Source organism: Streptomyces sp. NPDC052042 (assembly GCF_044548345.1).
In the GTDB taxonomy this organism is placed as follows: Bacteria; Actinomycetota; Actinomycetes; order Streptomycetales; family Streptomycetaceae; genus Streptomyces.
Window position 1 is genome coordinate 224,913 of record NZ_JBIUBU010000006.1, and the last position, 24,623, is coordinate 249,535.

Here is a 24,623-nt window from a genome sequence, read left to right on the forward strand (position 1 = left end):
CCGGCCCAACGCCTGCCGGGGCAGGCGCGGTCCGGCTCTCCGGACGACCTATCCCCCGCCGCCTCCCTGTGCGCGGTCCAGCCAAGGGCCGAACTCGCTCTCCATGACCAGTCGGCCGAGTTTGCGGTACTCCTGGAGCACGGCCGAGACGATCTGCTCCATACCGAGCGGTCCCCCCGATTCCGCCGCCTGATAGGCGGCGGTCACCGCACAGGCGCGGATCGATCCTCCCGTCAGCTCGAAGCGTCGCGCGCAGCATTCCAGGTCGAGGTCCGCGTCGCGCGGGATCGCTGTCCCGAGGCAGCGGTCCCACAGGGCCAGTCGCTGCTGGGCGTCCGGCACGGGGAACTCCGCGATCACGTCGAGGCGGCGGGTGAAAGCCTCGTCGAGATGGGCGCGCAAGTTGGTGGTGAGCACCGCGATCCCGTCGAAGGATTCGATCCGCTGGAGCAGATAGGCCGACTCCACGTTGGCGTGGCGGTCCTGAGCGTCCTTGACCTGCGAGCGCTTCCCGAAGATGGCGTCCGCCTCGTCGAACAGCAGGATGCCGTTGACGTCCGCCGCCTCGACGAAGATCCGTTCGAGGTTCTTCTCGGTCTCGCCGATGTACTTGTCCACCACGGTGGAGAGGTCCACCACGTAGAGGTCCATGCCGAGCTCCGAGGCCACCACTTCGGCGGACATGGTCTTCCCGGTGCCCGACTCTCCGGCGAACAACGCGATGACCCCTCGCCCCCGGCCTCCACCGGGCCGCATCCGCCACTCTCCGAGCACCTGCTCGCGGTGGCGTGCGCGCAGGGCGAGTTCGGACAGCTGGCGGCGGGTCGGGGCGGGCAGGACGAGGTCGTCCCAGCCCACCGTCGGCTCGATGCGGCGGGCGAGCCGTTCGAGCCCGGCGCCGTTCTGGGCCCGGACCGCCCTGCGCAGGTCCTGCGGGTCCACCGCACGCTCCTGCGCGGCCGCCAGCCGGGAGGCGACGGTGGCGGCCCTGCGCAGTTGCTCGGCGTCGAGTCGGTGGGACGTGACGGCCGCCGCGAGTTCCTCGGCTGCCCGCACGTTCTCGGGGGGCAGCCCGACCGCGGTGCCGGCCGCGGCGAGCGCCCGGCTCCAGTGCCGCGCCGCGCCTGCGGGACCGGTGGGCAGGACCCGGACCGGAACGGGGCTCTCCGTGCTCCAGCGGGGGTCCCATTCCCTCTTCCCGTACGCGATCAGCGGGGTGCCGCTGATCGCCGCACAGAGGCTGCCGAGCAGTCCGGCTCCCTCGGGGCGTTCGGGCGCGAGCCCCTCGATCGGCCCGAGGACGACACCGCCTCCGCTCAGCCGGGCCTCGGCCGCCAGGGTCCGGGCGATCTCCGCCGGTTTCGGGACGCCGGCCAGCGCCGCGACGTCGACCAGCAGCGGGCGCAGCCCCGCGCAGCGCAGTGCCCGCACGGCGAGTCCGCCCGGGTCGCCTCCCTGGTCCAGCAGATGCACCAGGCCGCTGCCCGTGCCCAGCGCCGCCGCGACCCGCAGTGCCTCGGACTCAGGGTCCGGCTCGTCCTCGGGACGGGCCACCCGGACCAGTCCGCGCAGTCTCCCGTCGGGTTCGTCGTCACCGAGCAGGTGGGCGGTGATCCGGTCCGGTGCCCGCAGTTGCCTTGACAGCAGCGGACGGTCGGCCTCCAGGACCGTCAGCAGTCCGCCCGCGACCAGCGGGGCGGACGGTGAGAACCGGAAGCGGCCGGAGCTCGCGGCGGGCAGCCCGCAGAGTTCGAGTGCCAGGCCGATGGTGGGCCTGCGCCGGTTGAGGTCGTCGTTGAGGTAGCCGTAGAGCCGCTCGAATCGGATGTCGATGTCCGGTGCCATCGCGACCATCAGCAGGTCGATGTCGAGCGGTGTCAGACCGAAGTCCTCGGCGAGCCGGCGGATCCGGCTGCCGGGCCGCGGATGTGGCGCGGGCTCGGACGCGTACGCCGGCACGGACCCGAAGGCGTCGCGGGCCGCCAGGATCCGTTCGGCCCCCTCGGAGGTGAGGTACTGCCCCCGGTAGGGGTCGTCGGGTTGCGGGTCGACGGCCCGCCGGACCGCGACGGCGTTCCTGACCCGCTGTTCGACGTGGATCAACCGCTCCCAGAGTTCCTCGACGGCGCTCGGGGCGGCGGGCCGTTCACGGGCGGTCCGGGTGTCCTGTGCCGTGGTCATCGAGCCGCGCTCCCGCGCCTGCGCCGACCGGGCGGCAGTCGCCGTTCGCGTTCCGCGGCGAAGCCCTGCTCACCGGGGTCGGACGCCCCGTCGTAGCGCAGCCGTCGACCCGGGCCCGCCACGTCGCCGTCCCGTGCGGGCGCGGCCCGTACCACCAGCCCTTCGGTGACCGGCGGGCCGGCGGACGTCCGTTCGCCTGCCAGCGGTGCCCACACCCGCAGGTCGATCGCGGCCTTGAGCTCGCCGCCGAGCGCGGACCACACGTCGGCCGTGGACGGCCGGTCGGTGCCCGGGCCCGCCGCCTCGATCTCCACGGTCAGGCCCAGTTCGGCGAGGCTGCCGGTGAGCGTCCGGGCGGGCAGCACGTCCGACCGTACGAGGCAGCGCAACACCTCGGCGAGCAGCCGATGTTCGTCCTGCGGGCGGTTGGTCCAGGCGGTCACCAGGTAGGTCAGCTCGAACCAGCGCGGCGGGGTCCTCCGGCCGACCACCATGCCCCGGTCGTCGTGCTCCTCGGCGGTGCCGGTGCGGCGCCGGGTCGCGTCCTCGCGGATACCGTGCAGGAACACGCTGACCGTGGGTGCGTTGCGCCGGGCGGACCATTCCTTCGTGGGCGCGTCGAAGACCAGATCGACACCGCTCTCCTGGAGACCGGCTCCGACCAGCAACAGCCGCAGTCCCTCGTCGACTTCGTGAATCACCGGCGCCCCACCTCGTCAGGCGGAACGATGGTGCCGCCGACCACCAGGAAGCGTGTGGTGACCGGGCTGAACCCGGGTCCCGTGGCGGTGATGGTGCGCGGTCCCGTCCGGTCCTTCACCAGGATCAGCAGCTGGGCGATGAACGTACGGTCCGCGCGTGGGACAGTGGGCGGTGCGGTCGCTGTGATCCCCGGTTTCCAGGTGAGCCTCACCGGGGCCCCCGGCGGGAAGTCCTTGCCCCGGACGGAAGTGACGAACCCCGGTTTGCCGACGGCGGGCACCGCGACGATGCGGGGCCGGAGGATGCGCAGCGGAGTCCTGGCGACGTTGTCGCGGGTGTCGGCGTCGGTACCGGTCGTGGTCAGCTTTCCGGTGATGGTCGTCCTCAGTGCCCGGTCGGGCGCGAGCACGACCCGGACCACCGTGGAGGCTCCCGGAGCCAGGTCGGGCAGGGTGCACACCCCGGCCGCGCAGCCCGCCGGGAGCGGCCCCGCCGGGATGCGCGCGGGCAGGCCGAGCTTCAGCCGCAGGCCGGTGGCGAGGGCGTTCCGTCCGTTGCGCACGGTGTACGTGACCACCACCCGGCCGCCGACGAAGCCGGGGCTGGGCTGGGCGCGCACGGCGACGCCGGGTCCCGCTTCCGGCTCGGGCGGCGGGGCCGGGGGCCGGGGCGGCACGGGCGGCGAGGTCGTGGGGGTGGGGGTAGGAGTGGGGGTGGGCGGCGCGTCGCGGACCGGGACGACGGTCCCGGTGGCGTTGTCCGTGGGATTGGGGTCGAGTACGGCCCCGGTGACCGACCAGCCGATCCGCTGCTCCCCGGTCGTCACGCCGGTCAGCCGGACGGTGACGTCCACGCTCGCCCCGGGCGGGAGCACGCCCAGGTCGCACTGCGGCGCCCCGGTGGAGCAGGTGCCGGCCGGGGTGGTGATCTCGTCCAGGCGCACGCCGGGCGGCGGATCGACGGTGAACACCGTGCCGGGCGAGTGGGCCGGGCCCCGGTTGGTGACGGTGACGGTGACCGAACCGGAGGAACCGGTCTCCACCGGGGGTCCGGTGGGCGGTGCGGTCAGCGACAGGTCGACCGACTGCTGGTAGGCGGGCTCCTTCTGACGTCCGGTGAGTCCGTTGTCGAACGGTGTCAGGCTGCCGGTGTCGAGGTCGAGTACGGACAGCCGCTCCGGGGAGTTCGCATCGACCGTCCGGCGCGAGCTCAGCACCAGCCGTCGCGCGTCCGGCGACCAGGCCACGTCGCGGGGCTGGAAGGGGCCGGTCCGCGAGGTGTCGGGCAGCTCCTGCCCGCAGGCATCGGGGTTGTCCCGTTGGGCGGACGGCAGCAGGACACGGCACCCTTCGCCGGTGGGCGAGGTCACCAGGACTCCGTTGCGCTCGTTGATCCGGCCGCCGCCGTCCTTCCGGTTGAAGGCGATCCGGCCTCCGTCCGGGGAGAACGCGGGGCTGTCGTCGATCACCTTGCATTCACCCGGGCAAGCGGTGACGCTGAGGTCCCGCTGCTGGTCGAGCGCCTTCACCGGGACGGTCCAGACGTGCTTGATACCGCCGAGTCCCCGGATCACGTGGTTGCGGGTGAAGGCGATGGTGGTGCCGTCCGACGACCAGGTGGGCTGCGCGTCACCGCCCACCGATTGCCCCTCCGGCGGGACGATCCGGCCGGTGATCGCCCCGGTGGCGACGTCCGCGATCAGGATGCTGCTGGGCCCGGGCCGTCCCTCGACCCTGCCGGGCGAGGACCGGGTGAAGGCCAGCTCGGTGCCGTCCGGCGAGAAGGCGGGGTCGGTGTCCCAGTCACGGGGACCGCGTCCGGCGAGCGGCATCGGTGCCGGGTTCGAACCGTCGGCATCGGCCAGCCAGATCCGCTCGACGCGCTCGTTCTCCGTGCCCTCGAACCGGGTCAGGACGATGCGCCGGCCGTCCGGCGTATAGCTCTGCCGCTCAGTCCACGGATCGTAGCCGTCCGCCGGATCGAACAGCGGGTCCTTGGCGTGGCTCTCGTTCTTGTCGGCCTCCGGGTCCTCCTTGAGGATGGTGAGCCCCAGGTCCCGCGGGTCCGAGCCGTCCTGCCTGACGTCCTGGAGCGTCGCGACGTGCGTTTCCCCGGTGGTCCGCCGCGCCACGACGACGGTCCCGGAGTCCATCGGTCCGGTCCAGGTGGGCGATTCGACCTCGCGGTCCTCGCCGAGCACCAGGAGCGGCTCGTTCCCGCCGAAGGCGGTCGCCCGGTAGACGTGGTCGTAGTCCTTGCACCCGCAGGTCGTGTCGGGGCTGAGGAAGACCAGGTCGTTCCCGTCCGGCAGCCAGGCAGCCGAGCGGGTGCGCCAGTCGGCCTGCACACCGGCCAGCAGGGGGCGGTCGTTCCCCGGGCCCTCGGTCACCCGGAGCCGCGGGTCAATCGTCCCGTCCTCGGTGAGGGTGTAGGCGACTCGGGCGCGATGGGTGTCGTCGTCCACTGGGTTCCACACCGGCTCGGTCGCGTCGCCGCTCGGGCCGTCGCTGATCCGGGTCGCCGGGCCACCGGACACGGCCCGTTCGTATATCTGCCGACCTCGCAGGGGATCGCCGTCCGCGGAGTACGCGATCCGGGTGCCGTCCGGGGAGAACGTCGGGTGGGTCTCGTCGGCGCCGGTGTCCGTCAGCCGGCGCAGGCCGGATCCGTCGACGCCGACCGTCCACAGGTCGTGCTGGACCCTGCCGCGGGCCCCCGGCTCCACGGAGTCGAACACCACGGTCCGCCCGTCCGGGGAGAGTTCGGGGTGGGCGGCGTCGCGGTCGGTGGTGAGCCTGCGTACCGCTCCCCCCGCCTCGCGCACGTACACCTGTGGGCGCGCCGTGTCGCGCAGGCTGGTGAAGACCAGCGTCCCGCCGCGTGCCGACGGGTCCTGGTCGTAGTGGACCGGTCCGGTACCGAACAGCGGGTCGCTGGTGTCGCTGTCCGGCGGGGAGACCCGGCCGAGGCTGCGGTGTCCGGTACCGGCGAAGGCGATCCGTCCGGCCTCCGCCGGGCCTTCGTCCGCCGCGGCGGCGTGTCTCGGCGCACCCTGCGGCACGGATGCGGAGCCGGCCACCAGAAGCGGGGCCAACAGCACCACCACGCCCGCCAGTCGGTGCAGCCGGGTCCGCCTCGCCGGGCCAGCAGTACCGGTCACGGCCCACCTCACAGTCTGGTCGATGACGCTCCCCTCACCAGCATCCCGCTCGCCCTGAGCCGGGAACAGGCCCCGAGTACCCGGATCGGGGGAAGGAGCCGCTGCCCTTTGCGTCCGTCTCTCCGGCTCCCCTCTCCGGGAACACCGGCGTGTTCCCGTGCGGCGGCGTCGGCGCGCCGCCCGCACGGGAGCGCGAGGCGGGACTCAGATGAGTCCGTGCCGCATGGCGTAGCCGACGGCGTGCGCCCGGTTGCGCAGTTCCAGCCGCGTCGCCATCTCGTGCAGCACGTTCTTGACGGTGCGTTCGGAGTACGAGGTCTTCTGCGCGATCTCCGCCGTGCCGAAGCCCTCCGACACCAGCCGGATCATCTCCGCCTCTCGGACCGTGAGGGTGGAGAGCGAGAGCCCCCGGGGGTCCAGGACCGTGCGCTGGAGGCTGCTGACGTGATCGAGGAGCTTTCCGAGCAGATCGCCCGGCAGGACGCCTTCGCCGTTGGCCATCGCCGTCACCAGGTGGACGAGACGGTCCTGGTCGGCCTCCCCGCGCCTGAGCACGGCGGCCACACCGCACTCGATCAGGGTCTGGAGCGCACCCGATTCGAAGAAGCCCACAACGAGTCCGGTGCGGGTCGCGGTGTTGCGCTGGAGACGGGACAGGAGCCGGACGGTTGGCTCGTCCACCATGTCCACCACCACTAAGGAGACCTGGGCCCGGTCGGCCTCGGACTCCTCTGCCAGTTCTATCTCGGGACGTGGGCGCAACTGGTGGATCACGCCCGTCTGAAGGATCAGATCCTCCGCGTACACCGCTACGGAGACTCGGCCCGACGGGGCCTTCCTCGCGCTGCGCTGGGCGGAGCGTTCCGAAGCGGTGGGCCTGCGGTACTGCCCGTGCGCCGTCGTTGCGTTCTTCATGTCTGTCGTCGTCATCGTTCCGTGCTCGTCTTCCTCAAGTGCTACTGCTCGATATGCCGGATGCCTTTCGCGTTCACGCCGGGTTCCGTCAAGGAGACCTGGCCCGGGGAAGGGGCCCGGGGACACCGTGCCCTTGGGCCGCCGGGGCACGAGCCCTGCCCGTTCGTTGCCCTCTCGACTCTGCTGTGCCGCCGTGTCCGCGGCCTAACGTCGCATCGTGACCACATCTGCCGAATTCGAAATGTCCACGGTGACGGTGTCGCCCGGCGCCGAGGCGACGACGACGCTGACCGTGCGCAACGACGGCGACATCGTCGAGGCCTACACGCTCGAAGTGGTCGGCGACTGCGCCGCGTGGAGCACCGTGGAGCCGGCGCGTGTCTCGCTCTATCCGGGTACTTCCGAGGTGGTGACCGTGCGGCTCGCACCGCCCCGCTCCCCCGAGGTCCGGGCCGGAGAGACGCCCCTGGGGGTCCACGTCCTGCCCGCGGAGCGTCCCGAGTCGGTGGCGGTCCCCGAGACCGCGGTGGTCGTCGAGCCCTTTCACGAGCTCCGGGCCCGGTTGGATCCCCGTCGGCGCCGTGGCTGGTGGGGCGCCCGGTTCCGGACCTCGGTGCAGAACAGGGGGAACACCCCGGTCGACGTCGTGCTCACCGGGACGCAGGCCGGGGAGGAACTCCGGCTGGCCTTCTCCCCGGACCAACGGCGCCTGGAGCCGGGCGAGTCCGCCGAGGTGGGCCTGCGGGTACGGGCCCGGAAGCTGATCTGGTTCGGCAAGCCGGCCACCTGGCCGTTCGAGGTCGAGGCCGCCGAGAGCGCCGAGCGGGACGCCGAGGACGAACAGCCCCGCCGGCCGGAGACGCTGTCCGGCGAGTTCGCGCAACTGCCGGTACTGCCCAAGTGGTTGCTGATCGTACTGGCCGCGTTGCTCGCACTGCTGCTCGCGTGGTTCGCGCTGGTCCGGCCCGCGGTAAAGAGCGCCGCGGAACAGGCGGTGGCCAAGGCCGCGGAGAAGCAGAGGCCGGACAACGATCGGCAGGACGATACTTCGGCCGGTGGCTCGGGCGGCCCGTCCGGCGGTCAGGGACAGGACGGAGGCCGGGAGCCCGGTCCCGGACAGTCCACCGGGCCCGGTGGTTCCGGCTCGGGCGGTTCCGGCTCGACGACGGGCACGGGCGCCGACGGCGACCAGCAGATATCGGAGACGATCGACGTGCAGACCGGGGCCGGGGCCGAGGAGAAGGAGACGTACCGGGTGCCCGAGGGGAAGGTTTTCGGTGTCACGGACATCGTGGTGGCGAACTTCCAGGGCGACGAAGGGGTGCTCACCATCACGTTCGGGAACCGGAAGATCACCACCATCGCCCTGGAGACCTTCCGCAACCAGGACTATCACTGGGTCACCCCCATCCAGATTCCGGAGAACGCCGCGGTCACCGCTTCCGTGACGTGCGACAAACCGGGTACTCCAGCTACCGGAACCCAGGCATCCGGATGCCACCAGGTACTCAATGTCAGCGGCAAACTGAGCGACCTCGCACCGTAGAACAAGGCGCCGGGCCCCACTTTCCCCGTGCGGGACGAGAACAGCAGAAATTCCGGTGCGGGGAAACCCGGCTTGCCGGTCGTTGGCCAAACCCATTCCCACGGGCCCCGGTGATGCGGACCCGCGGCGCCCCGCGAAACCGGCGGCGGGCGAAGAACGTCCGGTCCTCGTCCGTCCGCCGCCCCCTCCCCCCGCCTCGCAGGCAGGGCATCGCACGAGCACCGGTGCGGTCCGCCGGGCTTCTTGGGCACGAGGGCCCGGCCGGTCGGCCGATCGGGCGTGGCTCATTCTGGCCGATAGCGCATACCTATCAGCGGGCTCCGGCCACGGGCTGTCCCGCCAACCATGAAGGCGGGGGCGTCGTCGGGTGGCGTATGGCACGACGGAAGGGCAACGGCATCAGGGCGGGTGCGGCGCCATCGACAGACCCGGCGATGCGCCGCGCACCCGAGGGGGTTGACGGGACGGCCGTCGGCTCGGACGTTCACGAGCGGTTCCGGGAGCCCCGGCGGCGTCGGCCTCGCATGTCTTCGTCCACCGTCGTTCACCGAGTCCGGGCATCCGCGTTCCAGGCGGTCGGCATGGCCGACGAACCGCCGTACACCTCCCGGGCACCCGACTTCGTCTCGCATGCGCCGAATGAGCCGTAGGAACTGCTTCGGGCCGGGCTCGGGAAGCCCGCAGCGACCGTCCGCGCAGGGAAGAACTCCCCATCGCCCAGGTGCCTGGAAAGGCAGCGTCCTTGCCCCGTGCCCAGGACTCTGAGGCCTACTGCCCGCCGGGGCGGCCCGACAAGACTGGGCGTCGATCGGATGACCACCCGAAGGAGCGAGCATGCCGTCGTACCTCACCCCCGGTGTATACGTGGAGGAGGTGCAGTCCGGAGCACGGCCCATCGAGGGAGTCGGCACGGCGGTCGCAGCCTTCGTCGGTTTCGCGGAGACCGGCCCCTTCCACCGGCCGACGCTGGTGACCAGCTGGGACCAGTACGTCCAGACCTTCGGCACCCACGCGCCCGATACATACCTGACCCTCGCGGTCCACGGATACTTCGCCAACGGCGGCGGCGCGGCCTACGTCGTGCGCGTGGGCGGCCCCGCGCAGGACTCGGCGCACGGATCGGCCACCGCGGCGGCCCCGTCCGCCGCTCTCGGGGGCTTCCTGGTGTCCGCACGGCCCGGTGCGAGTGGCAACCTCTCGGTGGAGATCGCCGACGCCGAGGGGGAGAACCCTCCGGAGGACCGGTTCCGGCTGCTGGTGCGGCAGGCCGGCAAGGTCGTGGAGACCTTCGACGTCTCCACCCGCAAGAGCGTCAAGGGCTACCTGGTCACCCAGGCCCGCCAGTCCAAGCTGGTCGAGGTCGTCGAGCAGCCCGGCACGGCCCAGAGCCGCCCCGAGAACCAGGTCCTCCCGCTCTCACCCGCCGCTGCCGGCCCGGGGAGCGGTGCCGTGCGCACCGGCCCGGCCGAGTTCGTCGGGGACGCGTCGGAGCGCACGGGGATCACCGGGCTCGAAGCGATCGACGAGATCACCATGGTCGCCGTTCCCGACCTGATGAGCGCCCACCAGCGCGGCGACATCGACGCCGAGGGCGTCAAGACCGTCCAGCTCGCGCTGATCTCGCACTGCGAGCAGATGGGCGACCGGGTCGCGGTGCTGGACACTCCGCCCGGCATGAGCGCCCAGCGGGTCCGTACCTGGCGCAACGACGACACCGGATTCGATTCGCGCTACGCGACCGTGTACTACCCGTGGATCAACGTCTTCGACCCGGCCGTCGGCCACAACTCCCTGATGCCGCCGAGCGGTCATGTCGCGGGCGTGTGGGCGCGCAGCGACGGCGAGCGCGGCGTGCACAAGGCCCCCGCCAACGAGGTCATCCGCGGCGCGCTGGACCTGGAGATCCGGCTCAGCAAGGGCGAGCAGGACCTGCTGAACCCGATCGGCGTCAACTGCGTGCGCGCCTTCTCCGGCCGGGGCATCCGGATCTGGGGCGCCCGCACGCTCTCCTCCGACCCCGCCTGGCGCTACCTCAACGTGCGCCGTCTCTTCAACTACCTGGAGGAGTCGATTCTCCTGGGCACGCAGTGGGTGGTGTTCGAGCCGAACGACGACCGCCTGTGGTCGAGCATCCGGCGCAATGTGACCGCCTTCCTGACCGAGGAATGGCGCCGGGGCGCTCTCTTCGGCCGCACGGCCGAGGAAGCGTTCTACGTCAAGTGCGACCGCGACAACAATCCGCAGGAGTCGATCGACCTCGGCCAGGTCGTGTGCGAGATCGGCGTGGCGCCGGTGAAGCCCGCGGAATTCGTGGTCTTCCGCCTCGCGCAGTTCTCCGACAGCACCAGCCTCGTCAACGAGTGACCCGACAGGGTCCGCAAACGGAACAGGTGACACAGAGCCATGGCAGAGGGCGACGCTCTTTCCACCCACGTCTTCGGCGTACAGCTCGGCGGCTATCTCGTCGAGTCGATCCAGGAGGTCAGCGGTCTGACCGTCGAGGAAGAAGTCGTCGAGGTCCGTCAGGTGACGGCCGAGGGCAAGCAGATCATCCGCAAGCAGCCCGGTGCCCGCCAGGCCGGTGAGGTGACGATCACCCGGGGGATCGACAAGAGCAGCGAGTTCACCAAATGGATCAAGGAGACCCTCAACAAGGGGGCCGTCGACGCCGCGCGCCAGAACCTGACCATCGAGATCAAGGACTCGAAGGGCGACACGGTCCGGCGCATCCAGCTGATGCAGGGCTGGGCCAGCAAGTGGGAGGGCCCGTCGCTCAAGGCCGGCGAGTCCAGCGCGGCCACCGAGACGGTCACCATCACCTTCGAGGAGATCGTGGTCGAATGAGGCGCAGGACCGTTACGTCGGGCGGGCTCGACGAAGTCCTCGACACCCTGGCGCCCACCCCGTCCGCCGCACGCGAGGAGGGCTCCGCGCCCCCTTCGGCGCGGGAACGCCCACGCCAGGACCTGCGGACGGAGTTCGAGTTCGAGCTGCCACGCGGTTACGTCGACGACGAGGGCCAGGTGCACCGGCAGGGCTCGATGCGGCTCGCGACGGCACGGGACGAGTTGCGCCCGCAGATCGACCTGCGGGTGAAGGAGAACCCGGCGTACTTGAGCGTGGTGCTGCTGAGCCAGGTGATCACCCGGCTCGGCACCGTCACCGATGTGCACGCCGGGGTGGTCGAGCGGATGTACGCCACCGACGTGGCGTTCCTGCAGGACTTCTACCGGCGGATCAACAGCGAGGGCCACACCCACGCCGCGGTGACGTGTCCGTTGTGTCACGGCTCGTTCGAGGTGGACCTCTCGGGTGGGCGCCTGGGGGAATCGTGACGTACGCGCTTCCCCGCCTGCGGGAGGAGATCGCGTACGTCGCCTACCACTTCCATTGGCAGCGTGAGGACATTCTCGACCTCACCCACGGCGAGCGTCAGCAGTGGGTCCGGGAGATAGCGCGGATCAACACCCGCGTCAACGAAGGCGGGTGATCCTATGGGGTTCGGCAACTGGTTCCGCCGAGCGGACCGGATGCGGTCCGTCGTCCCCTCCCGGGGCGGGGACGAAGCCGGTGCCGGTCCGGCGGCCGGAACCGGCTCGGGCACCGGACGGGCCGATCGGCGGGACGGTGACTGGGACGGCGGCTGGCGGCAGGTCGCACCGGCGGCGGTGACCGTTGCCCGGTCCTCGATCGGGGTGAGTGACGGGCTGCGGTTCAGGTCCGGCCTCGCCTCGTGGCAGGACATCGCGTTCGGCGGCGAACTCGGCCATGCCGTGATGCCGTCCGCGCCGGTGGGACTCATCCGCGGGGTCACCCGCCCCGCGGGCCCGCGTGCGGTGTCCGCCGGTGGACCGCTGCTCCTGCGCGCCGCCCGGCCCGATGCGGACGGCAGCAGCACCGAACCCGCCGCGGACCTGCCGCCCGCGGCGGGCGGCGCGGCCGACCGGGGAGCGAGCGGCGGACGGCAGGGCCCGGCGGCCGTCCAGCGGTCGAACGCTCCGGTGCCTCCTGCTTCCCCCGGTCGGGGAACACCCGGGCAGACCGCCCGCGGGGCCGGCGCGACCGTTTACGCGGCCACGCCGGGGTCGTCCCCGACGAGGAGTACGGCATCGTCCGAAGGCCCGGACCCCGCTCCGGCATCGGCGTCCGCATCGGCATCACAGCAAGCCGAGGGCGCCGTACCGGCACCGGCCCCACCCAGGCGCACCCGCCCTGCCGCGGTGCGCCCCCGGCGGACCGCTCCACCCCTGATCGTCGCCCGGAGCCCGTCGATGCCGCTGCGGCACATCAACGGAATTCCGCCGGCCACGGGACCCGCGCCGTCCGCCCCCGTCACCGGCGGCGCCGCCGCGCGGCGGGTCACGGCCGAACGGCCGGGCGGCCCCGCCGCGGATGCCAGCACCGCGCCCGGCACCGCACCCGCACCCGCACCGGGAAGCTCCGCCGGATCTCCCGACGTCACGACGGTGCGGCCCGCCCTGGGCAAGCCGCTGCGGGAACTGCCCTCCGCGGCCGTGCCCGACGACCCGGCGGGGCGGCGCGGAGTCGTACCGTCCGCCCCGGCGGGGCAGCGCGAACCGGGCTTGCCCGTACTCCAGCGGCAGACGTCGGAGGCACCGGACCCGGTGACCACACGACCGCCGGAGGCGACGGCACCGTCCACGCGCCCGCAGCCGTCCCCGCGTCCCGGCGCCGCGAGGCCGCCCCAGGCACCCCCGTCGTCCCCGTCCCACCGGTCGGCACCGGCTCCGGGACGCGCCTCGTCCTCCGGGCCGGAACAGCCCCGGGAGTCCGCCGGGCACGAGCCGTCGAAGTCCTCGGGGTCTGTTGGGGCGTCGGCGCCGCCCCCGCCGGGCCGGACCGGCTCACCGAGGCGTGCCCGCGGCGGGATCGGCTCGCCGCTCCCCTCGCTCCCCTCGACGGCCAGGCTCCGGGAAGAGGCTCCCCTGCTCGGTGACCGCCGTCGGACGCACCCGGGAGCCATGGGCTCCGGGCAGGGCACGACGCCGGTGCGGGAGCCCTCGACTCCCCCGCCAGCCGCACTGGCCGGGCCCGTACGGACACCGACGCGGCCGGACGGGCCTTCCGGGATGCCGGTGCTCTCGTCCCCCGCGTCCGGATCTCCCGGCTCGGGCGCACCGGGCCCCGCGGCGGTCCAGCGCGCGGCGGACACCCGTACGCCCACGCACGCACCCACTCCCGGATCCTCTCCCGCCGCGTCCTCGGCTCGTTCGGCCTCGTCGACTTCTTCGCCCCCTTCAGCCTTCTCGGCCCCTTCGGCCCCTTCGGCTCCGACCGCTCCGGTACGTGTCCGGAGGGTCGCCCCGGAGCGGGCACCGGCAGGCCCGCACGAACCCGCCGGCAGCACCGGAGGGAAGGCACCCGCCGTCCAGCGGTCCCGTGCCCTCCTCCCGAGCAGGGCACTGAAGGTCAGCACCGGCTCGGCCGAGGGCTTCTCGGCCCCGGCGGCAATAAGGGGCGGCGGCACGGCACGGCCGGTCGTGGCAGCCACGTGGCGTCGCGACGTACCGCAACCGGCGTCCGCCGTGCCGCCACCGGGGCGTGGGAGTGCGTCGCCCGGACAGCACGGGTCGGCATCGGGTGCATCACCGCGGCCGACGGTCCCTCACCGGTACGCAGAACCCACCACCCCCTCCCCGTCTCACCGGCCCCGCGCCGACGGCCGGGCAGCGGCGCCCGAACGGCCGACGCGCACGGGACGCACACCCCAAGGGCCGGGGCCCGGCGGGACGATCCAGCGCTCGGTGTCCGGAAAGCCCGAACCCGCGGCTCCTTGGAGCGGGGCACGGTCGGGCCGGAGGACATCCGGTGCTCCCGCTCGGCCCGCACTGGACGGCTCCGTGGCGAGGCCCCCGGCCGGTACCGGCCGGACGGATCGTGGGCCGTCGGTCGGCGGCTCCCTCCTGCGGCTCGTGCAGCGTTCGGCGCGTGGTGGGCCGACCACGCCGTCCCGACTCGACGCCCACCCGTCGTCGGCTCGGGATCACGGGGAATCCCGCCCCGCACGCGCCCCCGTTCCACCGTCCCCGGCACCGCACCCCGCGCCGCCCCTCCCGTACGCGTCGCCGTCCTCCCCCGGAGCGTCCGTACCGCCTGCGTCGCCGTCCCCCTCCGGGGCACCCGCGCCGTCCGCCGCTCGGCCGGTTCCGGTGGTGCGCCCGCATCCGCCCGCGAGGGCCGGATCGGAACCGGCCGCCCTGGCCGTACAGCGGATGGCGATGCCGGTGGTGCCCGAGTCCGCCGGACCCGCGCTCACCGGTCCGGCGCCCGGAGACGGCGCCATGCCGGGCGGGGCACCGCCCGTTTCGGTGCGGGCCCCTCAGCCGCCGCGTGCCACCCCCGGTCCAGCCACCGGAACGGCCGGTCCGGGGGCCGCATCACAGGCCGTTCAGCGCGCGGCGGCCGAAGCCGGGATCACCGGCGTTCCGGTCGGGGCTGCGCCGGTGAAGCCCGCCGGTCCGTCGGTGCGGACCGGACCGGACGTCCCGCCCGATGCGGCGGCTCCGCCCGCGCACCGGGTGACCGGCGCGGAGCTCGAGGAACTGGCACGTCGTCTGCTCGATCCGGTGAGTCGGCTGATCCGCGCGGACCTGCGCCGGGGCCGGGAGCGCACCGGCCGCTTGTACGACGGCCGCCGCTGACGACGGACCCGCCCGGCGACGCACTGAAAACGGCAGAGAAGAAGAAAGGCATATGACGGACAACATCTTCGCGACGAGCGTGTTCTTCAAGCTGGTGATCGGAGGCGACGACCTGGGTGCCTTCCACACCTGCTCGGGCCTGGGTGCCGAGGTGGAGCTGGAGCAGTACGCCGAGGGCGGCAACAACGGCTTCACCTGGCACCTGCCGGGGCGGATCACCTGGACCAACATCACGCTGACCCGGCCGGTGACCACCGACACGCTCAAGATCGCACGGTGGCTGAACGACACGATCCAGCGGGTCGAGCGCAAGGACGGCGAGATCGTCGCGCTCCGCCCCGATCTCAGCCGCATCATCAGCTGGCAGGTACAGGGCATCGTGCCGGTGCGCTGGCAGGGCCCCTCCTTCGATCCCGCCAGTTCCCAGCCGGCGATCGAGACGCTGGAGATCGCGCACGAGGGCCTGGAGCCCTCCTGAGCGTTCACCGGACTGCTCGCGGACACCAGCAGCCCGTCATACGTGAAGTCCCGGAAGGAGGAACACGATGTCACCCGCCGCCCGCACGAGTCGTGCTCGCGCCCAGCTGACCATCATGGAGCCGCCGGCGGAGGTCGGCGCCAAGCCGGGCGGGAGGATCGCCCAGCTCACGTTGCAGTTCAACCCGGCGCGGCTGTCGCTGAACAAGAGCACGGAGTGGCGGCGGACACCGTCCCGGATGGCCGAGCAGTCCGCGCTGCCCGAGTTCGTGGGCAGCGGACCCCGAACCCTGTCCATGGAAGTCTTCCTCGACGCCACGGCCACCCACGACAACTCGGTGGAGAAGGCGGTGGAGCAGCTGATGCTGGCGTGTGCGCCCACCCCGGACAGCCTGGCCCGCAAGACGCCGGCCAGCCCGTGGGTGCGCTTCGACTGGGGTACGTCCCGGACGACCTCGTTCGACGGTGTGATGTCCAGCCTGTCCATCTCGTACACCCTCTTCGACGTCGACGGGAAGCCGTTGCGCGCCACCTGTTCCCTCTCGATCGAGGAGGCCGGCGGCGAGACGCCCGGCCAGAACCCGACATCGGGCTCGCGGGAGGCACGGCGCACCCACCGGGTCGTCGTCGGTGACAGTCTGCCGCTGCTCGCCTGGCGGGAGTACGGCGACGCCACCGCGTGGCGCACGATCGCCCACGCCAACGACATCGACGACCCGATGCAGTTGGTCCCGGGCAGGGAGCTGGTCGTACCCGGCCTGGAGGCCCCCGCCGCGGAGGGCGGCCGGTGACCGCCCCCGGCCGCTCCTTCGCCGCCGATCCGATCGTCGAGGCCCCCGGTGAACTGCCTCCCGCGTGGGCGGCCCAGTTGGTGAGCTGCGTGGTCGACGAGAACGTCGGACTGCCGGACACCGCCGTGCTGATGTACCGGGATCCCGACCACAAGCTGCTCACCGCCACCGGGCTCACCCTCGGCACCCCGCTGAACATCTCCGTGGTCACCGTGCAGGAGCGGGCGCGCGAGCGGCTGTTCAGCGGTGAGGTCACGGCGATCGAGCTGGACAGCGACACCACCGGTTCGTTCACCGTCGTCCGGGCCTGCTCCAAGGCCCACCGGCTGCAGCGCGGGCGGAAGGTGGTGGCCTACCGCAATATGAGGACCGCGGACATCGTCCGCAAGGTCGCCGCGGGTGCCGGGCTCGCCTGTGGAAGGATCGAGGCCGCGCCCGTCACGTACCGGCAGCTCACCCAGCCCAACGTCTCCGACTGGGAGTTCCTCCAGTACCTCGCGGGCGAGAGCGGCGCGCACGTACGGGTGGACGACCAGGGCCTGTTGCAGTTCGTGAGGCCGAAACCCGCCGCGTCGGCGCCCTCGCCCGACACCTCCGCCGCCCGGAACCCGATGGTTCTCGAGTACGGGCGCAATCTGCTGGCCCTGCGGGCCGTGCTGACCGGTGCGGACGGGGCGGACGACGTGGAGGTGCGCGGCTGGGACGTCGAGACCAAGACGCGGCTGGTGGCCCGCGAGCAGTCCGTGCGCAGCGACACGGTGTCCCCCGGGATGAATCCGTCACGGGCGGCCGGCGCGTTCGGGTCGAACACCCGGCTGACGGTCGCCGACACCCCGTACCGGACCCAGGCCGAGGCCACGGCCGTCGCCGGTTCCCTGGCCGCCTCGGTGAGCTCCGGTTTCGGGGAGATCGAGGCGGTCGCCGAGGGGAACCCCCATCTGCGGGCCGGTGAACCGGTGGCGCTCGGCAACGTCGGGCCCGCGTTCTCCGGCCGCTACACGGCGACCGCCGCGCACCACGTCCTGGAGCCGAACGGCGGCTACCGCACGACCGTGCTGGTGAGCGCTGCGCCCGACCGCTCCCTGGCGGGGCTGGCCGGTGGCGGGAACGCGCCCTCGCGCGGTCCGCGTATGCCGGGCCTCGCGATCGGCGTGGTCACCGACATCCGTGAGGGCAGGGACGAACGGGGCTGGGTCCGGCTGAAGTTCCCCTGGCTCGACGACACCTATGTGTCCGACTGGGTCCGGACGGTGCAGTGGGGCGGCCAGGGCGGCGGCGGTGTGTTCACTCCCGAGGTCAACGACGAGGTGCTGGTCGGATTCGAGCAGGGCCTGCTGGACAGCCCCTACGTGCTGGGCGGCCTCTACAACGGGGTCGACAAGCCGTCGCCCCACGACGTGCCGCTGGTCGATCCGACCAGCGGCAGGGTCAACCGCCGTTCGCTGGTGTCCCGTTCCGGGCACCGGCTGGAACTGCTGGACAGCCCGCGCGGACCGTCCGGCGTCCGGCTGGCCAGCGGTGGCAAGCGGCTCGACGTCACGCTGGACGAGCGGCGGAACGAGATCGCGCTGAAGGTGTTCGCCCCCGGCGGCACGCGGGTGCTGAGCTCCGTGACCCTTTCCGCGTCCGGCATCACGCTCGACGCCGGTACCGGGGAGGTGAACGTGAAGGGGAGCTCGGTGACCGTCAACGGAAGGACCGGGGTCACCGTCGACGGCGGACTGCTCGCCGTCCTCAAGGCCAAGCTCATCCGGATCAACTGACGCCCCGACACGGCCCGTACGGCGGCCGAAGTCCCTTTCGCAGCAAGGAGAACAGCGACCATGCCACCTGCAGCCCGGACGGGCGACTCCACCGTTCACGGCGGCCTCATCGGCACCCCGCCCCCGGGTGCCGCGGCCGTGGCCACCGTGCTGATCGGCGGCCGGCCGGCGGCCGTCGCCGGCAGCCTGCACGTGTGCGTGGTCCCCCCGCACGCCGCGCTCGGGCCCGGGAACGTCATCCTGCCGAACCCCGCCGCCGCGGTCACCGGCCCGGTGCTGATCGGCGGGCTGCCGGCCGCCCGCATGCGGGACACCACCAGTTGCGGCGCGCAGATCATCAGCGGCGCGCTGAACGTCCTGATCGGGGGCCCGGTGTGAGCGGCGGCTTCATCGGACGCGGCTGGGGGTTCCCGTTGCGGGTCGGTCCCACGGGCGGCATCGGCATGGTCGAGCGGGACCAGGAGATCGAGGAGGCGATCGGGCTGATCCTCGGCACGGCGCCGGGCGAGCGGCCGATGCGCCCGGAGTTCGGCTGCGGCATCCACGACTACGTCTTCGCCCCCGGCGACGGCGCCACCGCCGGGCGGATCGCGCGCGAGGTCCGCGCGGCGCTGGAGCGCTGGGAGCCTCGCATCGAAGTGACCGACGTGGTGATCGCGTTCGACGCCGTCGAGGAGGGCACCTTGTACATCGACGTGCACTACACCGTGCGCGCCACGAACGACCTGCGCAACCTCGTCTTCCCCTTCTACACCATCCCCTCGTCCGAGGGCTCCGAGGAAGCGGGGGTGCGCTGATGGCCCTGCCCTCGCCCAACCTGGACGACCGGCGTTTCCAGCAACTCGTCGACGAGGCCAAGCGGTACGTCCAGCAGCGCACCCCCAAGTGGACCGACCACAATGTTTCGGACCCCGGGGTCACGCTCATCGAGACGTTCGCGTACATGGTCGACCAGCTGCTGTACCGGCTGAACCGGGTGCCGGACAAGCACTACTCGGCCTTCCTCGACCTGCTGGGCGTGACGCTGTTCCCGCCGACGGCGGCGCGGGCGGAGGTCGACTTCTGGCTGTCGGCCCCGCAGGCGGAGACCGTGCTGCTCCCGGCGGGCACCGAGGTCGCCACCTCGCGCGGCGAGGCCGAGGATGCGGTGGTGTTCTCCACCCCCGACAGCCTTTCGATCGTGCCGAGTTCGCTGGTCCGGCTGGTCACCGCGCCGGTGTCGGGCGAGCAGACCGACCGCACCGCGCCGCTCGGTGCGGGCCAGGACGTCCCGTGTTTCCAGGCCCGGCCGGAGCCGGGCGACGCCGTGCTGTTCGGACTGCCGACCGCCGTCCCGCGGTGCATCGTCGCCGTACGCCTGGACAGTCGCGTGGAGGGCGTGGGCGTCGACCCGCGGCAGCCGCCGCTGGTGTGGGAGGCGTGGGACGGTGCCCGCTGGGTGACGTGCCGGACCGGCACCGACAGCACCGGCGGGCTGAACAGGCCCGGCGAGGTCACCGTGTTCGTCCCCGCCGGGCACACCGTGTCGGTGGCCGCGGGGAGCCGGGCGGGGTGGCTGCGCTGCCGGGTCACCGCGCCGGAGCCGGGCCAGCCGTTCTACTCCGAGTCGCCGACGATCCGGGAGGCGGAGGTGTTCACCGTCGGCGGCACCGCGGACGTGGAGCACGCGGAAACCGTCCTGGACGTTCCGCTCGGCGTCTCCGAGGGCGTCGCCGGTCAACGGTTCTCCGTGAACAGGGCACCGCTGCTGCTGGACGGGGAGCCGCCGGTGGTCCAGGTGTCCTCCACGGAGGGGTGGCAGGTGTGGACCGCCGTGGAGCACTTCGGCGCCTCCCTGCCGGACGACCGCCATGTGCGGATCGACGCCGTCACCGGCGAGTTCGCGTTCCCACCCGAGGTGCGCGAGCCCGACGGGACGATGCGCGCCTGCGGCGCCGTGCCCGAGAAGGGCGCGCAGCTGTGGGTCCCCCGCTACCGGACGGGCGGTGGTGCGGCCGGGAACGTCGCCCGGGGCGCCATCAATGTGCTGCGCAGTTCGGTGCCGTACGTGGCGAGCGTGAACAATCGTGAGGCGGCCCGGGGCGGGGTCGACGGTGAGACGGTGGAGAACGCGAAGGTCCGGGGACCCAACATCCTCCGGGTGCAGGAGCGGGCCGTCACGTCCGCGGACCACGAGGCCATCGCCCGCGAGGCCGCTCCCTCCCTGCGCAGGGTGCGGTGCCTGCCCGCGGGCGAGGGCGGTGCGGTGCGGGTCCTGGTGGTCCCCGACGCGGTCCCCGACGAGGGCGGGCACCTGCGGTTCGAACAGCTCATCCCGTCGGACTCGCTGCTCTCGGCGGTCGCGGCGCGGCTCGACGAACGGCGGCTGGTCGGGACCCGGCTGGTGGTGGAACCGCCCGCGTACCAGGGCGTCACCGTGGTCGCCAGGCTGGTGGCGTCCGGTGGGGACGTGGACCGGGTCCGTGCGGAGGCGCTCGCGGCACTCTTCCGCCACATCGACCCCCTGCGGGGCGGGGCGGAGGGTGCGGGGTGGCCGTTCGGCAGACCGGTGCAGTACGGCGAGGTCTTCGCGGTGCTCCAGAACGTGCGAGGGGTGGGGCTGGTGGAGGAGGTGCGGCTGTTTCCGGCGGACCCGATCACCGGCCGGCGCGGGGCGGCGCAGGAGCGGATCGACGTCGCCGCGGGTGCCCTGGTCTTCTCGCACCAGCACCAGGTCGTGGTCACCGCGGGCGGGCACGGTGACGGCTCATGACCAGAGCCGCGGTACCGGGGCTCGCCAGCCGCTACCCGATCGGCGGGCTGCTGCCCGCGCTGTACGCGGACGACGACCTGGCCCAGCGGTTCACCGCGGGTCTGGACACCGTGCTGGCCCCTGTCCTGTCCACCCTGGACAACCTTCCCGCCTACTTCGATCCGGCACTCGCCCCGGCCGACTTCCTGCCCTGGCTGGCGTCCTGGGTGGGCGCCGATCTCGATCCGGCGCTTCCCTTGGAGCGGCGGCGGGCCGTCGTCGCCCGCGCCGTCGAGCTGCACCGCCGACGCGGCACCCGTCGGGGCCTGGTCGAACAACTCCGGCTCTGCTTCGGCGTCCACGCCGACATCCGGGACGGCGGAGGCGTCGCGTGGTCGGCGGAGCCGGGAACCGCGTTGCCTGCGGCGCCGACCGGGGAACTACTGGTGCGGGTCTGGTCTCCGCACGGCGGCACGGTGGACGCCAGCCGCGTCCTGGACGTCGTCGCGGCGTTGTGCCCCGTACACCTCACGTGCCGGGTGGAGATCCTGCCGGGCCCGCCACAAGAGACGGGAGACTGACGCGATGCGCTCGTGTCCGGCGTGCGGTGCGGCCAACCGCGAGGGCGACGAATTCTGTGGGAACTGCGGTTCCTATCTGGGCTGGTCCTCCCGGCCGCCACGGAACCCTCCCGCCGGCGCGGAGCCCGCCGGTCCGGCGGAACCGGCAGCCGAGCCGATGAGCCCGGCTCCAGCCGTTCCCGAGACCGGTGTCGGCCCGCAGACCGCGGGCCCCGCGCCCGGGGCCCCGCCCTCCCCGCGCCCCGGGCCACCGGTGGAACCCACGCGGTCGCGCGCACCGGAGCCTGCCGGACCGCCCCCCGCGGTGCCCGCAGCGGCGCCGGAACCGCCCCCGCGGCCGGTACGGTCCGCCCCTGTCCCTCCGGAACCATCGGCGGAGGAGGAGATGCCCGTCCTCGCGGTGCAGCCGGCCGAGCCGATCGCCCGGCGCCCCGCCGTCAGGCCGGTGGCGGCGGAAGAAGACCCCGACGGGCCGCCATGTCCGGCGTGCGGCACCCCGAACCTTCCGGGACGCCGGTTCTGCCGGCGCTGCGCCGCACCGCTGCACGCCCGGGAGCAGCCGAAGCCGCTGCCCTGGTGGCGCACGGTGTGGCCGTTCCGCCGCCGGGTGCGGGGCGGATCGGGCCGGGCCCTGCGGGGCACCGTGCTGGTGCTGGCCGTCGTGGGGGTGCTGTGCGTGGGCTTCCTGCTGCTGCCGGCCGGGCGGTACCTCTTCGAGGACGTGCGGGACAAGCTCGGTGGAACGGCGGAGATCAGCCCGGCGAAGGCCACCGCGAGCTCTCAGGTTCCTGGCCATCCGGCGTCCGCGGCCATCGACGGAGTGACCAACACGTACTGGGGGGCGCCCGCGCTCGGCTCGTCCCTGACGTGTGTCTTCGACAAACCGTTCCGGCTGGTCGGCGTCATGGTGCACACCGGTGTGTCGGAGGAACCCCAGGAGTTCCGGCAGGGGGCCAGGCCCACTCGGGTCGATCTGATCGTCACCACGGCGGACGGCGAGGTCCATGAAGAGGAGGTGACCTTCACCGACAAGCCGCGCCCGAAGACGATACGGACCGGCATCAGCGATGTCGTCTCCGTCCGGCTCGTGCTGCGGGCCATGTCGGGCCAGGGCGAGGGCCGGCCCATCGCGGTCAGGGAGGTCGAGTTCTTCCAGCGCACCTGAGGCGGAGCGCCGCTCGGGAGCAAGCCGGGGCGGCGCCGCTCCGTTCCGCACGGCCTTCCCGGGCGATGGACGGGTCTTGCCTCGCCCACGGGCTCGTGCACGTGATCCGGCAACGCCGGGGAGCCGTGGCGGGGACGGACGAGGGGGCGGGGCCCGCACGTCTCGCGGCCGGGCGACCACTTCGAGCGCGCGGCCGAGGCGAACGCGGTCGACGTGGGGAGGAAGGCGGGGCGCGGACGAGGTTCCTGGCCGAGCGCCCGGGTATCGGGCGGCGCCCGCCGTGTCACCGCACCGGAATCGGGCGCACCGGGTGCTTGCTCAGGATGGACACGCGGTTGAAGGCGTTGATGGTGATGGCCACCCAGATCACCGCGGAGATCTGCTCGTCCGTCAGCACCCGTCGGGCCTCGCTGTAGGCGTCCTCCTGGAGGGCTGCGTCGGCCGGGTCGGTCGTCGCCTCCGCCAGGGCGAGCGCCGCGCGTTCCTGCGGGGTGAACACCTCGGTGTCGCGCCATGCCGGGAGCGCGCCGAGCCGCTGCGCGGTGTCGCCGGCCCGCAGGGCGGCCCCGGTGTGCACGTGGAGGCAGTAGGCGCAGCCGTTGATCTGGGAGACCCGCAGGTTGACCAGTTCCACGAGTGTGCGGTCCAGCCCGGCGTCCGCCGCACCCGCACGGACCGATTCCGCGGTCGCGCGCAACGCTCGGTAGGCCTGGGGGCTCCGCTTGTCGATGAACACCCTCCGAGGTGCCGGGGCCGCGGTCACTTCGGTTGTCGCCTCACTCATGGGAGCTCCTCTGGAGAACACTGTCGGACGGCTCTTCGCCGTGACATGATAGTTGAATCCAGAACCACTTAGGGGGCGGGGAGAGTACATCGTAAGCACCACCGAGAACGATCCCGTCGAGCCCCACACCGACACCGCGACGCACGGTCAAGGCCGGCCACAGGAGCCGCGGGTGGAGGTCCTGCCCGCAGGGGACGTGCCGCTGGGCGGACCACGGGCGATGACGGTACGGCGCACGCTGCCGCAGCGGACCCGGACACTGATCGGCGCCTGATGCTTCGCCGACCACTACGGACCCGACGACGTCGCCGAGACCGGCGGGATGGATGTCGCCCCACACCCCCACACCGGACTGCAGACCGTGAGCTGGCTGTTCACCGGCGAGATCGAACACCGGGACAGCCTCGGCGCGCACGCCTTCGTCCGGCCGGGCGAGGTGAACCTCATGACCGGCGGACACGGCATCAGCCACTCGGAGGTGTCGACCCCCGCGACCTCGATCCTGCATGGCGTCCAACTCTGGGTGGCGCTGCCCGAGCAGCACCGGCACACCGCCCGCGACTTCCGCCACCACGTGCCGCGCCCCGTCCCCCTGGACGGCGGCGAGGCCCGGGTCTTCCTCGGCTCCCTCGCCGGCGACACCTCCCCCGTCCCCACCTTCACCCCACTGCTCGGCGCCGAACTCACACTCCGGCCGCACGCGACCATCACCCTTGCCGTCGACCCCGCGTTCGAGCACGGCCTCCTCGTCGACCAGGGGGACGTCCGAATGACCGGCACCCTGCTGCGCCCGGCCGAACTGGGCTACCTCGCCCCCGGAACCAGCACGCTGACCCTCACCAACGTCACCGACACCGCGGCACGGACGATTCTGCTCGGCGGCACACCCTTCGACGAACAGATCGTCATGTGGTGGAACTTCATCGGCCGCAACCACCAGGACATCGTCGAGGCCCGCGAGGAATGGCAGAACGCCTCCGCCCGCTTCGGCAGCGTCACGGGCTACCCCGGGGATCGCCTCCCGGCACCGATCCTGCCCGCGGCCACCCTCACTCCGCGCGGCAATCCCCCGGTCCCGCACCGCGACTAACAGCGCAATCGTTTATTTTTCAACGCCAATCTTCGTTGGCGCACGCGCCTGACGATCATCACCATGGTGATCAGC

General features: G+C 72.8%; 19 protein-coding genes and 2 pseudogenes. 16 read left to right on the top strand and 5 right to left on the bottom strand.

The features are described 5' to 3' along the window. Positions 1-48 precede the first annotated feature (48 nt). The 4 genes from ACIHCL_RS13760 to ACIHCL_RS13775 form a co-directional block, all read right to left on the bottom strand. Positions 49-2,181, bottom strand: a complete 2,133-nt coding sequence (locus ACIHCL_RS13760; protein WP_399861003.1) for an ATP-binding protein — start codon at positions 2,179-2,181, stop codon at positions 49-51. Next, a complete protein-coding gene (locus tag ACIHCL_RS13765) occupies positions 2,178-2,882 on the bottom strand; it encodes a DUF4255 domain-containing protein (RefSeq protein WP_399861005.1) in 705 nt (234 codons plus the stop codon). Before ACIHCL_RS13765 ends, ACIHCL_RS13760 begins: the two co-directional genes overlap by 4 nt. After that, positions 2,879-6,043: a hypothetical protein gene (locus tag ACIHCL_RS13770; protein WP_399861007.1), complete on the bottom strand. Its 3,165-nt coding sequence runs from the start codon at positions 6,041-6,043 to the stop codon at positions 2,879-2,881. The genes ACIHCL_RS13765 and ACIHCL_RS13770 overlap by 4 nt, the downstream gene beginning before the upstream one ends. 204 nt (positions 6,044-6,247) lie before the next feature. Then, positions 6,248-6,958, bottom strand: coding sequence for a response regulator transcription factor (locus tag ACIHCL_RS13775; protein ID WP_399861010.1), 711 nt, complete (start codon positions 6,956-6,958; stop codon positions 6,248-6,250). Between the two features lie 241 nt (positions 6,959-7,199). Between ACIHCL_RS13775 and ACIHCL_RS13780 the strand changes: the two genes are divergently transcribed. The 15 genes and pseudogenes from ACIHCL_RS13780 to ACIHCL_RS13850 all read left to right on the top strand — a co-directional run bounded on the left by ACIHCL_RS13780 (position 7,200) and on the right by ACIHCL_RS13850 (position 22,674). Then, complete coding sequence (locus ACIHCL_RS13780; protein ID WP_399861229.1) at positions 7,200-8,504, top strand: hydrolytic protein; 1,305 nt, start codon at positions 7,200-7,202, stop codon at positions 8,502-8,504. 834 nt (positions 8,505-9,338) lie between these two features. Next, positions 9,339-10,868 carry a phage tail sheath family protein gene (locus ACIHCL_RS13785; protein WP_399861013.1) on the top strand — a complete coding sequence of 510 codons (1,530 nt, stop codon included), beginning with the start codon at positions 9,339-9,341 and terminating at the stop codon, positions 10,866-10,868. 39 nt (positions 10,869-10,907) lie between these two features. Continuing rightward, the gene (locus ACIHCL_RS13790) at positions 10,908-11,348 is read left to right on the top strand and encodes a phage tail protein (protein ID WP_376241284.1); all 441 of its coding nucleotides are present in this window, start codon (positions 10,908-10,910) and stop codon (positions 11,346-11,348) included. Then, positions 11,345-11,839 (top strand): hypothetical protein, encoded by a 495-nt coding sequence (locus ACIHCL_RS13795; protein WP_399861016.1) that lies wholly within the window; start codon positions 11,345-11,347, stop codon positions 11,837-11,839. Before ACIHCL_RS13790 ends, ACIHCL_RS13795 begins: the two co-directional genes overlap by 4 nt. Further along, complete coding sequence (locus ACIHCL_RS13800; protein ID WP_003966147.1) at positions 11,836-11,994, top strand: DUF6760 family protein; 159 nt, start codon at positions 11,836-11,838, stop codon at positions 11,992-11,994. The genes ACIHCL_RS13795 and ACIHCL_RS13800 overlap by 4 nt, the downstream gene beginning before the upstream one ends. A 2,683-nt stretch (positions 11,995-14,677) precedes the next feature. Further along, a complete protein-coding gene (locus ACIHCL_RS13805) occupies positions 14,678-15,166 on the top strand; it encodes a hypothetical protein (protein ID WP_399861020.1) in 489 nt (162 codons plus the stop codon). A gap of 52 nt (positions 15,167-15,218) precedes the next feature. Further along, positions 15,219-15,644, top strand: a complete 426-nt coding sequence (locus tag ACIHCL_RS13810) for a phage tail protein (protein WP_399861022.1) — start codon at positions 15,219-15,221, stop codon at positions 15,642-15,644. 67 nt (positions 15,645-15,711) lie between these two features. Further along, positions 15,712-16,434, top strand: coding sequence for a peptidase M23 (locus ACIHCL_RS13815; protein WP_399861024.1), 723 nt, complete (start codon positions 15,712-15,714; stop codon positions 16,432-16,434). After that, positions 16,431-18,197, top strand: coding sequence for a VgrG-related protein (locus tag ACIHCL_RS13820; protein WP_399861026.1), 1,767 nt, complete (start codon positions 16,431-16,433; stop codon positions 18,195-18,197). Before ACIHCL_RS13815 ends, ACIHCL_RS13820 begins: the two co-directional genes overlap by 4 nt. Before the next feature lie 60 nt (positions 18,198-18,257). Then, a complete protein-coding gene (locus tag ACIHCL_RS13825; protein ID WP_399861029.1) occupies positions 18,258-18,575 on the top strand; it encodes a PAAR domain-containing protein in 318 nt (105 codons plus the stop codon). Next, the gene (locus ACIHCL_RS13830) at positions 18,572-18,994 is read left to right on the top strand and encodes a GPW/gp25 family protein (protein ID WP_399861031.1); all 423 of its coding nucleotides are present in this window, start codon (positions 18,572-18,574) and stop codon (positions 18,992-18,994) included. Before ACIHCL_RS13825 ends, ACIHCL_RS13830 begins: the two co-directional genes overlap by 4 nt. Then, the gene (locus tag ACIHCL_RS13835; RefSeq protein ID WP_399861035.1) at positions 18,994-20,949 is read left to right on the top strand and encodes a putative baseplate assembly protein; all 1,956 of its coding nucleotides are present in this window, start codon (positions 18,994-18,996) and stop codon (positions 20,947-20,949) included. Before ACIHCL_RS13830 ends, ACIHCL_RS13835 begins: the two co-directional genes overlap by 1 nt. Further along, on the top strand, positions 20,946-21,509 hold the full coding sequence (locus tag ACIHCL_RS13840; protein ID WP_399861038.1) for a phage tail protein: 564 nt from the start codon (positions 20,946-20,948) through the stop codon (positions 21,507-21,509). The genes ACIHCL_RS13835 and ACIHCL_RS13840 overlap by 4 nt, the downstream gene beginning before the upstream one ends. A 4-nt stretch (positions 21,510-21,513) precedes the next feature. Beyond that, positions 21,514-21,576: pseudogene (locus ACIHCL_RS13845) on the top strand (zinc ribbon domain-containing protein); the annotation flags it as partial. Between the two features lie 318 nt (positions 21,577-21,894). After that, on the top strand, positions 21,895-22,674 hold the full coding sequence (locus tag ACIHCL_RS13850; protein WP_399861231.1) for an NADase-type glycan-binding domain-containing protein: 780 nt from the start codon (positions 21,895-21,897) through the stop codon (positions 22,672-22,674). 283 nt (positions 22,675-22,957) lie between these two features. Here the strand turns inward: ACIHCL_RS13850 and ACIHCL_RS13855 are convergent, their stop codons facing one another. Further along, on the bottom strand, positions 22,958-23,458 hold the full coding sequence (locus tag ACIHCL_RS13855) for a carboxymuconolactone decarboxylase family protein (protein ID WP_399861040.1): 501 nt from the start codon (positions 23,456-23,458) through the stop codon (positions 22,958-22,960). Positions 23,459-23,546: 88 nt separating this feature from the next. Between ACIHCL_RS13855 and ACIHCL_RS13860 the strand changes: the two are divergent. Continuing rightward, positions 23,547-24,548: pseudogene (locus tag ACIHCL_RS13860) on the top strand (pirin family protein). The last annotated feature ends 75 nt before the right edge of the window (positions 24,549-24,623 follow it).